Here is a 13,513-nt window from a genome sequence, read left to right on the forward strand (position 1 = left end):
GCGTTCATGAATATGGAGCACGTAGGGAAGAAGGTATTGGTCGTCGGCAGCGGCGGACGCGAGCATGCACTGGTATGGGCGCTTCGCAATAGCCCGCAAGTTGGGCAGGTGCTGTGTGCGCCAGGCAATGCAGGGATTGCGAACCTCGCCGAATGTGTGCCGCTACCAGTCCACGATTATGAAGGCATTGCCCGATACGCAGTTGAACAGGAAGTTGACCTTGTTGTCGTAGGACCTGATGATCCACTGGCAGGCGGAATTGTTGACGTACTGAAAGCACAAGGACTGCGCGTATTTGGCCCTGATCGTAAGGCAGCTGAGATTGAGGGAAGCAAGGTGTTCATGAAGCATCTGCTTCACAAATATAAAATTCCGACCGCTGCCTACGCTGCGTTCGATAATTTCAATGAGGCTTCGGCGTACGTCCATCAACATATGCTCCCGGTCGTCATTAAGGCCGATGGTCTGGCGGCGGGCAAGGGTGTAGTTATTGCTCATACGCATGAAGAGGCAATTGAAGTATTGCATGAGGTGATGGTAGTTGGAAAGTTCGGCTCATCTGGCAGCAAGGTTGTCATTGAAGAATTTATGCTAGGTGAGGAAATGTCCATTCTGGCCTTCGTAGATGGAGAAACGGTGCGCGTATGTGAACCAGCGCAGGATCACAAGCCAATCTTCGATAGCGATCGCGGACCGAATACAGGTGGTATGGGGACATATAGCCCTTTGCCGCAATTCTCACCGTCCATTCTAGAGAAGGCGCGCCGGACGATCATTGAACCGGCTGCCAGGGCGATGGTTGCCGAGGGCCGCTCCTTCCATGGTTTGCTGTTCGCTGGACTTATGATCACGCCGGATGGGGAACCGAAGGTCATTGAGTTCAATGCACGCTTCGGCGATCCAGAGACGCAGTCTGTACTCCCACGGTTGAAGTCAGACCTGTTCGAAGTCCTGTGGGCAGTCGCTGAAGGCAGTCTACAGGAGATTGAGCTTGAATGGCATGATCATGCTGCGATGTGTGTCATTGTAGCAGCAGAAGGCTACCCTGGAGATGTTCGCAGAGGAGACGTCATTACGGGGTTGGAGCAGGCAGCGGAATCAGCTCTCTTATTCCATGCGGGCACGGTGCGTGATGAGGATGGAACGTGGCGGACAGCAGGAGGCCGAGTGCTAGGAGTTGTCGGCATAGGCGACAATGTGGCAGCAGCCAAAGCGAAGGCATATGAGGCAGTTCAACGCATCCAATTCAGTGGGATGCAATACCGCAGTGACATCGGTGCGAAGTCAGAACGAATACAAGTACAGACAAGATAGACGAGGAAGAGTGATATGCTCCCATCATAGTAGACAGTAGGAAAAACAAAACTTCTACTGCTACAATGATGGGAGTTTTTCTAATGTCTAAAAGAAGTCCAGTATCTTTAGAAGTAAAATTACATGTCGTACAGCGGTGCCTTGAGCACAAGTCAAATCCAAACTATGAAGCGAATCAGCTAGGTGTTAGCTATCACACAGTTAAAGAATGGATAAGGAAATATAGAGAAAATGGTTTGGATGGGTTACAGGAATCAAGAACATGGAAAATATACTCAAATGAATTGAAACTAGCTGCGGTTAATGATGTTTTGTCTGGTCATTCCTCTATAGAAGAAGCGATAAAGAAACATCATATTTCGAGTAGAAGTGTTTTGGGGAAATGGATTACCAAGTATACTAATGAGATAGAATTGAAACCTACACATAAAGGAAAAGGACTATCTCATATGAACAAAGGGCGTAAAACAACTTTCGATGAACGCATTGAAATTGCACAATATACCATTGCTAATGGCTTGGACTATCAGAAAGCGATCGAGAAGTACGGTGTATCTTATCAGCAAGTGTACACATGGGTGCGGAAATATCAAGCTGGCCGTGAGGAGGCTCTTCAGGACAATCGCGGTCGCAAAAAGCCTGTAGAAGAACTAGATGAGCATGAACGTCTGAAGCTGCGGATTAAAGAGCTAGAAGCGCGAAATGAGTACCTAGAAATGGAGAATGCCTTCGCAAAAAAGTTGACGGAGATCAAGCGACGAAATACACGCTAACCCTCGTTCGGCAAGTAGACTTGTATCAAGCGATTCAAGAACTGCACAAGGAAAAAGGTTACGCAATTACGAAGTTGTGTGCATTAGCTGGGGTTGCTCGATCTGCCTATTACAAGTGGTTAAAATGGACGCCATCCGCTACGGAGATTGAAGTCCATGCGTTGGCCAAGGAAGTAAAGCTTCGTTATGACAAGCGAAAAGGGATACTTGGCTATCGCCAAATGCGAACGCAATTAAACCGAAAGCTCAAAAAGAAATACAACAAAAAGCGTTATTACCGAATCATGTGTGCTCTCGGGCTCAAAGCGGTTATTCGCAGAAAGCGACCAAGTTATGTGAAGGCCTCGGAGATCCATGTAGCTGAAAATGTAATGAACCGTAACTTTGATGCCAATTCCCCTAATTCAAAATGGTGTACAGATGTGACAGAACTGAAGTATGGAAATGGGCGCAAGGCCTATTTGAGTGCCATTATTGATGTATATGATAATTCCATTGTCTCATGGGTATTAGGCCATTCTAACAATAATAAACTCGTGATGGACACGCTAAAGAAGGCTTACGCGAAGAATCCTGGCGTATCCCCACTTCTACAGAGCGACAGAGGCTTCCAGTACACGTCTCATGAGTATAACCGACTCCATGAAAAATATGGATTTAGGAAAAGCATGTCTCGTGTGAGCCGATGTTTGGACAACCAACCTATTGAACGATTTTGGGGTACTTACAAGTCAGAAAGCTATTATCTAACAAAGTTTGATACCTATGAAGATGTCTTCAGCGATGTTAGCAAATATATTCACTACTACAACAATCACCGCTACACAGAGCGTTTGGATGGCTTGTCACCTAACGAGTACCGACGAGCTTCATAATAAAGATACCTCAGCTCTATTCATATGAGCTGAGGTATCTAAACTAACCATTTTTGTTTTTTAAACTGTCCACTTGACAGGGAGCACTTCAGAGGGGCGATGCTCCTCTTTTTTTTTGTTATCGAAGGGGGAAGTTGCAGGGAGCATTCTCGGATATCTGAGCTCGATCGCCTATTTTTCCATTGATTCGAAATGATGAGCAGGAAAGAGCTAATGAGTGGAGAATGGTATACTTTCATACTTGATTGAGTATAAAACGGACTTGTGAGTTTGAATATATGCGGAATAAGATATACTCATAATTTAACTATAGTATAGATTGGAGTGTGCCGCATGAACGCTATCAAGTTGAGCAATCTCACAAAAAGGTACGGATCACAGCGCGGTATCCACGAAGTCAATTTAGAAGTACAGCAGGGTGAGATTTTCGGATTTATTGGACCGAATGGGGCGGGAAAGTCTACAACGCTTCGTACGATTATGCAGCTCATTCTACCTACCTCGGGGACGGTGGAATTGTTCGGAGAAGTAATGAACAAGGAGCGGCCTGATGTTCGCAGGAGAATCGGTTACTTACCGTCAGAAGTGCATTATAACGAGGAGCTAACAGGCAAAGAAGTACTGGACTTCGCTGCACGAATGAATGGGCTGTCGCTGCAACATACAACTGCATTGGCATTGGCAGAACAATTAAAGCTAGATGTCAGTAAGCGAATAAAGTCGTACTCACTTGGCAATCGCAAGAAGCTTGGCATTGTACAGTGTCTGCTGCATAAGCCGGATTTAATTGTACTGGATGAACCGACATCAGGGCTTGATCCGTTGATGCAGCACACCTTTTTTCAGATATTAATGGAGCAGCATGAACGGGGAGCGACTATCTTCTTCTCCACCCATATTCTAAGTGAGGTAGAGAAGTTGTGCAGCCGTGTCGCGTTCATCCGAGAAGGTCGTCTGCTGCGAGTAAGTGATGTAGAAGGAATTCCAGGCAAGGATCGCCGGATTGCACATATTCAATTCAAGCAGCCGGGCGATTGCATAGAGGCTTACCGATTGAGAAATATCGATCCTAACGCAGTATACGATGGCATGGAGCATCGTCTTGTGCTGCAAGGTGATTTGCACCTTGCTCTGCAGCGTATTGCTGCCCACGAGCTAAGGGATATCCGTATTGAGCAGCCTTCTTTGGAGGATCTGTTCATGGCGGAGTACGATGCGAGCGGAAATGGGGGAAATCATTCGCAGGATCAAGCGGGGCAATCAACGCAAGCTGGGCAATCGAGGGAACGCACAGGAGAGCAATCATCGCAAACTGGGCCCTTGCAAGAGCGTGTAGTTGAGAAGCCGACACAGGCTGGACATTCGCGGGAGGGTGCAGTAGAGAAGCCAACGCAGGTTGGACATTCGCGGGAGGATGCAGTAGAGAAGCCAACGCAGGCTGGACGTTCGCGGGAGGGTGCAGTAGAGCAGCTAATGCAGGTTGGATATTCGCGGGAAGGTGCAGTAGAGCAGTCAAAGCAAGCTGGGCATTCACGTGAGCGTTCTGATGAGCGCGAAGGGGGAGAAGCGTAATGTGGCAGGTATTTCGTTACGAATGGAGAACGAATCGTCGCAGCTTTTTCATGTGGGCAGGCGTCATTATTGTGTTCCAGATGATGTTCGCTGGACTTGGTGACATGTACACGAGCAATACATCGCTGTTGGACGCCTTGAAGCAGTTCCCTCCTGCCTTGCTGGAAGGGTTCGGTATGCATGTCGAGATGTTCGGCAGCTTCGAGGGCTGGATGGCGGGCGAGCCGCTTGTGTTCTATATGATGCTGCTAGGCATATTCGCTGCGATGTGGGCGGCTTCCACGGTGGCGAGGGAGCGAGATCGAGGAACGGTGGATTTCATGTTCACCCTGCCAGTATCTCGCGGGCAGCTGTTCCTTGGTAAAGCCTGCGCGCATCTTCTTGCCTTCTTCTTGATTGCAGCGGTCAGTTATGGGGTGACGGTATGGTTCGGGCATCTGTTCAGTACCGTGGCGGATGCAGGGCTGCTGCTCACCTACTCTATCGCGGGCTTACTGGCGGCGCTGGCATTTGCCGGAATCGGATATGTGATGACGGTCTTCGTCACTTCCGAGCGAACAGGAATGTCGCTTAGTATTGGAATCGTCATCTTATCGTTCCTAATTCATCTGCTCTCCGGTATGGAGAAGTCGTTAGCCTGGATGTCGGACATCAGCTTGTTCACGGTATTCAATGGCAAAGATTTATTCGACGCTGGCAGCTTGCCTTGGGAGGGTGTATTCATTACGATAGGGATATATGTAGGCGGGCTGCTCTTCGGCTGGCTTGTGCTGACGAAGCGGGATCTGTAAGATACAGTCTCTCTCTTGACGGCATAGGCGGCAGAGCCTTGTCCGCACGGAAAGGGGAGCTTATGCCAGTTGAACAGTAAAGCGATCGCAATTATGGATGCCGGACAGCGGTTGTTTTTCGAACGGGGCATCCAAGAGACGAGTATGGAGCAGATTGCGGAGGCGGTTCCCGTTGCGAAAATGACGATATATAAATATTTTCAAAGTAAGGAAGGGCTGCTTGAGGCTATTACGGATCGGATGGTGCAGGAGAGCCATCAATTTTTGCTGCGAGTCATGGAAGAAGCGAAGGATATGTATGAACTATTCGACCTTTTGCTAAAATACCAGCCCTTTGATCGGATATCTTTAACGTTTGTTACCGATTTAACGCAGTACTATCCAAATCTGTTCGCAAAAATGATGGCCTATCAAGAGGAGCACGTCATCCCGGAGTTTGAAGGGGCTATCTTCCGGGGGCAGCAGAGGGGTGAGATTCGCAAAGAGCTATCCCCGCATTTGATCGTGCGTTATCTCGTGTCGATGAAGCAGTTCTTCCTCCAGCCAGGCAATTTGGATGAGCGGATGAACGTACGCACATTGTCTGACCAGATCACGACGATGCTCTGTCATGGCATACTGTCCGAACGTCCCTCTAACGGCGTATAAAATTCTCCTTACACACCATAATAATGTCGTATAGGCCAATCATGACATACGGCAGGAGGGTGACAAGGATGAAAGGGAAGAGCGATTCAGAACAAGGGCTAACACAGCTGTATCTCAATCAGGAGCATTCGAGGGGACCAAGCGAAGCGTCCGCGGTTGAAGAGTCCCATTTAGCTGGCAAGTCATCCTTGACGGATGACTCTGTGGACACAGACGATTATGATCAGGCTGCCTCGCATTTACAGGCGGGGATGACGGAGGGAGCGCTGGAAACGCATCAGATGCTGCAGCGTTCGTACGGACTGTATGACTAACATAAACCGTAATACCGCACAGCGGTATTGCGGTTTTTTCTTGTATACACACTTGACAGCTATCGGATAGAGGAGTACACTCAATTTAAAACATAGTATATTAATCGGAATTATATGATATAGATGATACCGGGTGCACTGCACGCACCTGAGTGATGCAGAAGGCAGGGGAGTGTAAGATGGAGCGACATATTGATATTCGATGGCAAGAAGAACGGTTAGCGGCGACGATTCATTATCCAGAGGAGCGAGCTCCATTTGAACGTGGTGTGAAGCGGCGCGCCCCTGTAACGATTATCTGCCACGGCTTCGTCGGCAATCGAATCGGCGTTGACCGCTTGTTCGTGAATGCAGCGCGCAAACTGGCAGGGGAAGGGCACATCGTTGTGCGCTTCGACTTCGCCGGATGCGGCGAGAGCACGGGCGACTACGGGCATACAGGTCTAGATGACATGATAAGTCAGACGCAGTCAGTACTCGATTATGCACTCGGCTGCGGTGATGTCGACCCGCAGCGGGTAACGCTGATCGGCCACAGCTTGGGTGGAGCGATTGCAATATTGACCGCTGTGCGCGATCAGCGCATTAAGCGGCTTGTCCTCTGGTCGCCTGTAGCCTACCCATTCAATGATATTGTACGGATAGTTGGGCGAGAGCAGTACGATACGGCAATGACAAGAGGATCCGCCGATTACCTAGGATATTCCTTCACACCTGCTTACTTCAATGCGTTGGGTGTTCATCAGCCGCTGCAAGAGGCACGCAAGTTCAATGGCGATGTACTGCTCGTACACGGCACAAGTGATGATGTCATACCAGCGGATTACAGCTTCCTGTTCCAGAAGGTGTTCTGGCTGCGCAGCGACGGTCAATGTGATAAGGAAATTGTGTTCCAAGCCGATCATACGTATTCGGATGGCACGCATCGGGAGAAGCTGCTCACCTGCACGCTTCAATGGTTGAAGCGGTGGGAGAAGCGGCAGGAAGAATGGGCGAACTGGAGTATATAGCTTGATGATGTTGTGGTAGTGAGATAATCCAATTATGAATGTGAGACGAAGTGGCAGCCGGAGGGCATAGCAGCTTCGTCTTTTTTTGATTTGGGGTGAATACGAACATATGCCGAACTTATGTATGTCTTTGCAGAAAAAGGAGGAAACTATACCGTATGGTGGGCGCAGCATGATTGCTAGCCCATGTCTATGCTATATCCAACATTCCAACGTGGGAAACATTGGATGGTGAGCGAAAAACGGCGTGAGAACGGTATTTTGCCGTACTTTTTATGAAAAACGGCGAAAATTGTCGAATAAGAGAGAATTTCTGGCGATGAATAGGGCTAAAGTTTCGACATTTGCTCACGTTTGGTTTACGATTTCTTTACAAAACCACCGTATCCTATGATAAGATATGTAAGGTTTAGAAGATTACATCACATGCAATTTTTGTTGCAAAGGAGATCTCGGGAATGTTCAAGAAAAGGGACGTGTTTTTCGAAACGCTGCAAAACATGGCGGATACGCTCGTTCTAGCGGCAGAAACGTTCGCACAAGGCGTAGAAGATTTGACGGATGTCTTGGCGTTTACGAAGGAAATGAAGGATTTGGAAAGCAAATGTGACGTCTATGTACATACGATCTTGACAGAGCTTAATAAAACATTCATTACGCCGATTGAGCGCGAGGACATTATGGCGCTTACGACTGCACTCGACGATGTTCTTGATGGGATGGAGGCCAGCGCTTCGCGTTTCGACATGTACCAAATGATTGAACGTGATGAAATCGTGGTATTGTTCGCCGATGTTATCAAGCGCAGTGCATATGAAATACAGAAGGCAATTAAACTGTTGTCACAGAAAAAACTGCTTGCTATCCGCGAGCATAACATACGTGTCAATGAGCTGGAAAATTCCGCAGACGACATTTACCGCCGTGGGGTTCGTGCCTTGTTCGCAGAAGTAAAGGATCCAATCGAATTGATCAAACGCAAGGACGTATACGAGCGTCTTGAACAGACGACCGACAGCTGTGAGGATGTGGCGAAGCAGCTTGAAACGATCGTCATGCGAAATTCCTAATATCTGTCGTAACACATAAGATAAGCCAGCCCTAGTGTACGAAGGAGGTAGGGATTGCGCGGACGGATGATAATTAGTGCTGTGCAATCACATAGATAATGAATATGGATATTACGATGATTATCGTGGGCGTCGTTATTTTCTTGGCGCTTGCCTTTGACTTTATTAACGGCTTCCACGATACGGCGAATGCAATCGCCACGTCGGTGTCAACGAGGGCGCTTCCGCCTCGTGTTGCCATTTTGATGGCCGCAGTGATGAACTTTGCCGGGGCGCTGACCTTTACAGGGGTTGCCAAGACGATAGGCGGCAGTATTGCTGATCCGGCGAAGCTGGAGAATGGTCTTGAAATCGTCATGGCGACGCTGATTTCGGCCATAATCTGGAACTTGGTTACTTGGTGGTTCGGGATTCCGTCATCTTCCTCGCATGCGCTTATTGGCGCATTGGCAGGGGCAGTATTCATCGGTGCCGGATCAGATTATTTGAACTTGGGCGGATTTAAAAACATCGTTCTAGGTCTTATTATTTCGCCAATTATTGCTTTCGCTGTCGGTTATGTTGTGATGACTATCTTGAAATGGATATTTGGGAATCATAGTCCACATACCGTTAATAAAGGGTTCCGAACCTGTCAAATTATTACGGCTGCTCTGCAATCATTCACACATGGTACGAATGACGCGCAGAAGGCAATGGGGATTATTACATTCGCACTCGTCACTGCACAACTGCAGACCGAAATGGAAGTACAGCTGTGGGTTAAGATTGCTGCAGCAACAGCAATGGCACTGGGAACTTCGATTGGCGGCTGGAAGATCATTAAAACGATGGGAACGAAAATTTTCAAAATCGAACCGATTAACGGCTTTGCCGCAGACTTGTCTGCAGCCTCGGTTATTATGTCGGCAACGCTGACGCATTTGCCTATTAGCACTACGCATGCTATTACCTCCGCGATCTTGGGGGTAGGCTCCGCCAAGCGTTTCTCGGCGGTGAAGTGGGGCGTAGCAGGTCGAATTGTAGTGACTTGGTTCATTACGATTCCGATTTGCGCGGTACTTGCGATGATTATTTTCAAGTTCATCGATCTATTCTTTTAAATAGAAGCACACAGAGCCGGCTCTCTCTATGGAGGAGTCGGCTCTTTTGCTGTGTGCAATTACCGGCGACGCGTCTTGGAGGTGCGACGGCGCTGCTTACTTGGAATCGGCGATTTCCCTTTGCCTGTTGTACGCTTGCGGCGGCGCCTGCGCGGATTCTTCGTCCAATGATCATCTTCGTCACCGTCTTCTCCGTCTTTCTTTTTGCCTGGAAGGAGTGTGCCCATGAGCAGCTTGGCGACGGGAGCAATCTGAGATACGCTGTTCATTACTTTCTGCACCTTGCCCATCGTCTCGACGATGCCTTCAATTCCGCCCATGCGATCAATGACTTGCTTGATGTCACCGATCGAGAAGCCGCTTTTCTTGGCAGTGGTCTCCTCAACAATCGTGGCAATTGGCGATTCGGCTGCTTGACTGAATGGAACGATGGCTGTTGTTGTCTCTAACGGTGATGGTGGAGTGAATGACGGCAAGAAGGGTGCAGGTTCAGGGCTGAAGCTGCGGATCTGCGCTTTGTTTTCCTTTTGCTTAGGAAGACTGGGGACGTTCATCAGCTGCGACGGTAAAGGAGCCCTCTCATATTGGCGAGGGTTGTTCATCTCATCACGACCTTTTTGTATAAGTATGGCAGGTTTGCATAGTCTTAACGTACTCCAATTAACATTCTCTAGTGCTTTCTGTATTGGTATGGGATAATATACTGTATGTGATAGGCGAACAACTCGATTGGACGATCGCCCGTAGACGGACGCCCAATCTTCTATGGAAGCGCTCTATTTTTTACAGTAATTCACTAACGCATGACAACTGTAATGCTTGAAAAGGTAGGTCAAAGGAAGTACAATGAGGGTAACAAGCATTGATGTAGGGGTGGATAAGGTTGCAATTGAAAAAATTGAACGATAAGTCAGTCGACCAGCTGTTTGAGGCGGTTATGACGCTGAAATCACTGGAAGAGTGTTATATTTTCTTTGATGATCTGTGCACGGTAAATGAGATTCAATCCTTATCCCAGCGGTTGGAGGTTGCTCGTATGTTGGGCAAGGGCTGTACGTACAATCAGATTGAAGCGGAGACCGGAGCAAGTACAGCCACGATTTCGCGTGTGAAGCGTTGTTTGAACTATGGCAATGATGGTTACAAAATGGCATTAGAACGCTTAGGTAAATAATCAGATGAAGCCGGGACTGCTTATCATCAGCCACGGTTCAAGAGATGAATCCTGGGTTACACTGGTAGAGGAAGCCATCGCACAGACGGATTGGCCTGAAGGGGTTGCTGTCGTCTCCTCTTACTTGGAATGTGTACCGGAACAAGATATACAATACGGCATTAATACATTGGAAGCACAAGGGGTGAACCATATTGGGGTCATCCCCTTGTTCGTGTCTGCGGGTAGTACGCATGCCGATGAGATAGCATATGCGCTGGGCGCTAAGCCTGCTCCGCTGTGTGAGACAGACTTGGAGCCATTCCGAGTGCAAGCTCGCGTCTATTATGGCCGTCCGCTAGACGGAGGGAATGTTGTTCCATTGCAAGCATGTGCGTCATCTATGCTAGGAGAAGGAATTGAAGAGAACGGGCGCGCTGTCGTATCTTCCTCTTCTGCTCATGTTGAGCAAAGTGGAGATGGGAGTGAAAGTAGCTCTTACTTGGGATTGTCGGCACAGTCTGATCGAAGCTATTCGATTGCGGATGTGGACAGTCAGAAGGATGTTCTCCTTCAAATGGTGGAGGAGCGCCTGCGTGGACTCGGGGTGCGACCAGACTCGGATGCAGTGCTGCTCGTTGCGCATGGAAGTCGATACGAGCCATTTGCTTCGCGCTGGCATGCCAGCTTGCGGCGACTGGAGCGGAAGCTTGTGCTGCATGGCGCGTGTGCAGGAGCCTCACATGCCTTGCTCTGTTGTGAAGATATTACGGAGGCGGTGCGCCGTTTACAGAGCGTATTGACGCTCGGTCAAGATGAAATCGTCTGGAGCGGCAGGGCGGAACAATTGACTGTTCCTCTAGACTCGTTCGGCGGTATGGACGTCTTCGATGGTCATGATGGTGGAGGCCGCTCGTGCGGAGAACAGATTGTTGAACGTCGTGTTGCCGTCGTTCCTGTGTTCCTCAGTCGAGGTTATTTCACTTCTCATGTGATTCCGCAGCGGCTTGGTGATGTGTCTGCCATGTATGATGGCGAAGCTCTGCTGCCGCACTCCGCCTTGAATAGATGGCTGCAGCAGGAAGCGGTTCGTTTATTGGCTATGATGAATCCTGATGGGTCTCAGTAGTTGATGGTTGATGTTGGATTGGATTGGGATTGTTCTCAGGATAACTAATTTTGGCTTTCTTATGATGGCTTGTTGTTTCGGTTGAACATATGACGTGTGGTTGTGCTATGATGATTAGAAAAAGGATATATGATGTGTTTTCTTATTCCTTTTAGCAGTGCTGTTGCGTTGATCGATTGAGGCTGAACGGCATGGTGTGGATATGAAGAAGCTGACTATGGTAGTATGGTTCATAAGACGTTGCTGTGCTGTTCGCAGCAAAATGATTAGAACCGGATGATATGTTGCTGGCGGCTGAGCCTTCGCGAAGAAGGTTGTGAAATCGGTTGAACGTGAATAGATTGTAAATGGGTGAAACATTCATGGTAAAGAGAGCTAGACTTATTTATAATCCGACATCTGGCCGGGAGGAAGGCAGGAAGCGGCTGGCGGATATATTGCATATGCTGGATGCTGCCGGCATCGAGACGACGACGCATGCGACGGAAGGCGAAGGAGATGCAACGTCTAGTGCGGCAGAAGCAATTGATAACGGCTATGATATGATTATCGCAGCTGGTGGCGATGGTACGCTCAACGAGGTTATTAATGGGATGGCGGACAAGCCGGAACGGCCTCCGCTTGGCATTATTCCGCTTGGGACGACGAATGACTTCGCACGGGCGTTGGGTATTCCTCGCAATTGGGAGGATGCCTGCTCGATTATTACGCGTCAGACAACTCGGGTGATTGACCTTGGGCAGTCGAACGAGAAGTACTTCATTAATATTGCAGGCGGCGGTTCATTGACGGAATTGACGTATGAGGTGCCAAGCAAGCTGAAGACGATTATCGGACAGCTCGCGTATTATATGAAGGGTCTGGAGAAGATGACTCGTCTGCGCCCGACGGAGCTGCGTATTGAGCTTGAAGGCCACGGCGTATATCACGAGGAATTCATGCTGTTCTTGATTACGAATACGAACTCAGTAGGCGGATTTGAAAAGCTGGCTCCAGAGGCGAGAATTGATGATGGCTTGTTCGATGTCATTATGCTGAAGCGCTGCAATCTTGTGGAGTTCGTTCGGGTAGCTAGTATGGCTCTTCGGGGTGAGCATATTAATGATCCGCTCGTCATTCACAAGCAGACGAATCGCGTCACGGTTACATCACCGGATGCGGTACAGCTCAATCTGGACGGAGAGTTTGGTGGTCTATTGCCAGCGACGTTCAAGGTGTTGCCTTCTCATTTGAGCATTTTCGCAGATGATCCAGAGGCTTTGTAAGCTGGGTAGATGTGCATATGTACCGAACTGTTATGGCAATGGAGAATAGAATGATATCGTTCCACGATCAGATGGTGGACGTTTGGCTTGACTTGCTGCCGTAGAGGGCACGGGTCAAGCCGTTTTATTGTTGTTGCCGTGGTGAGGGGAATAGCGATAAATGGATGTAGAAAACAGAAAACAGAAAACAGAAAACAGAAAACAGAAAACAGAAAACAGAAAACAGAAAACAGAAAACTAAATGCTAATAGCTGAATGCTGAGTGCGGAGTGCTGAGATGCGGCTTGAACGGATACGGGTCTCTTCTTCGTTAGGAAAAGGTAGCTAGGGTTAGTGAAGACGCCAGGTCTTCTTGTTGGCGGGGCGATTATGGTATGATGATGCCATACTCAACATGCGGAACAGCTGGAAACAATAAGGATGGCGTTTTCGAGGCTGCGTATGAATGCAGAGTCGAACGTAGTTATTTGTATATTATCGAGCAGCTTTCGATCAT

General features: G+C 48.5%; 13 protein-coding genes and 1 pseudogene. 13 read left to right on the top strand and 1 reads right to left on the bottom strand.

Annotation, left to right across the window (positions count from 1 at the left end; all coding sequences use genetic code 11):
- The first annotated feature begins 6 nt into the window (after window positions 1-6).
- The 10 genes and pseudogenes from purD (at window position 7) to AZ66_RS03135 (ending at window position 9,470) form a co-directional block, all read left to right on the top strand.
- A complete protein-coding gene (gene purD / locus AZ66_RS03090) occupies window positions 7-1,314 on the top strand; it encodes a phosphoribosylamine--glycine ligase (RefSeq protein ID WP_082061429.1) in 1,308 nt (435 codons plus the stop codon).
- Window positions 1,315-1,397: 83 nt separating this feature from the next.
- Window positions 1,398-2,087, top strand: coding sequence for a helix-turn-helix domain-containing protein (locus AZ66_RS03095; RefSeq protein ID WP_044353550.1), 690 nt, complete (start codon window positions 1,398-1,400; stop codon window positions 2,085-2,087).
- 17 nt (window positions 2,088-2,104) lie between these two features.
- Window positions 2,105-2,962, top strand: a pseudogene (locus tag AZ66_RS03100) (IS3 family transposase); the annotation flags it as partial.
- Between the two features lie 333 nt (window positions 2,963-3,295).
- Window positions 3,296-4,534: an ABC transporter ATP-binding protein gene (locus AZ66_RS03105; RefSeq protein WP_082061431.1), complete on the top strand. Its 1,239-nt coding sequence runs from the start codon at window positions 3,296-3,298 to the stop codon at window positions 4,532-4,534.
- Complete coding sequence (locus tag AZ66_RS03110) at window positions 4,534-5,325, top strand: ABC transporter permease subunit (protein WP_044353551.1); 792 nt, start codon at window positions 4,534-4,536, stop codon at window positions 5,323-5,325. The genes AZ66_RS03105 and AZ66_RS03110 overlap by 1 nt, the downstream gene beginning before the upstream one ends.
- 69 nt (window positions 5,326-5,394) lie before the next feature.
- A complete protein-coding gene (locus AZ66_RS03115) occupies window positions 5,395-5,973 on the top strand; it encodes a TetR/AcrR family transcriptional regulator (RefSeq protein ID WP_044353553.1) in 579 nt (192 codons plus the stop codon).
- A gap of 68 nt (window positions 5,974-6,041) precedes the next feature.
- A complete protein-coding gene (locus AZ66_RS03120) occupies window positions 6,042-6,287 on the top strand; it encodes a hypothetical protein (protein WP_021258331.1) in 246 nt (81 codons plus the stop codon).
- Between the two features lie 179 nt (window positions 6,288-6,466).
- Window positions 6,467-7,297, top strand: coding sequence for an alpha/beta hydrolase family protein (locus tag AZ66_RS03125; protein WP_044353554.1), 831 nt, complete (start codon window positions 6,467-6,469; stop codon window positions 7,295-7,297).
- Between the two features lie 458 nt (window positions 7,298-7,755).
- Entirely contained in the window at window positions 7,756-8,367 is a 612-nt protein-coding gene (locus tag AZ66_RS03130; protein WP_021254975.1) for a DUF47 domain-containing protein, read from the top strand.
- A gap of 104 nt (window positions 8,368-8,471) precedes the next feature.
- Complete coding sequence (locus tag AZ66_RS03135) at window positions 8,472-9,470, top strand: inorganic phosphate transporter (RefSeq protein ID WP_021258328.1); 999 nt, start codon at window positions 8,472-8,474, stop codon at window positions 9,468-9,470.
- A gap of 59 nt (window positions 9,471-9,529) precedes the next feature.
- Here AZ66_RS03135 and AZ66_RS03140 read toward each other — a convergent pair whose 3' ends face one another.
- A complete protein-coding gene (locus tag AZ66_RS03140) occupies window positions 9,530-10,072 on the bottom strand; it encodes a hypothetical protein (protein WP_052648361.1) in 543 nt (180 codons plus the stop codon).
- A gap of 281 nt (window positions 10,073-10,353) precedes the next feature.
- On the opposite strand from AZ66_RS03140, the gene AZ66_RS03145 reads away from it, so the two are divergent.
- From AZ66_RS03145 to AZ66_RS03155, 3 genes are all read left to right on the top strand, one after another.
- A complete protein-coding gene (locus tag AZ66_RS03145; RefSeq protein ID WP_021258326.1) occupies window positions 10,354-10,644 on the top strand; it encodes a YerC/YecD family TrpR-related protein in 291 nt (96 codons plus the stop codon).
- 4 nt (window positions 10,645-10,648) lie between these two features.
- The gene (locus AZ66_RS03150) at window positions 10,649-11,752 is read left to right on the top strand and encodes a sirohydrochlorin chelatase (RefSeq protein ID WP_044353555.1); all 1,104 of its coding nucleotides are present in this window, start codon (window positions 10,649-10,651) and stop codon (window positions 11,750-11,752) included.
- Between the two features lie 362 nt (window positions 11,753-12,114).
- Entirely contained in the window at window positions 12,115-13,017 is a 903-nt protein-coding gene (locus AZ66_RS03155) for a diacylglycerol kinase (protein ID WP_044353571.1), read from the top strand.
- The last annotated feature ends 496 nt before the right edge of the window (window positions 13,018-13,513 follow it).

Origin of the sequence: Paenibacillus sp. E194 (genome assembly GCF_000935845.1) — a bacterium.
Classification (GTDB): domain Bacteria; phylum Bacillota; class Bacilli; order Paenibacillales; family Paenibacillaceae; genus Paenibacillus_B; species Paenibacillus_B alvei_B.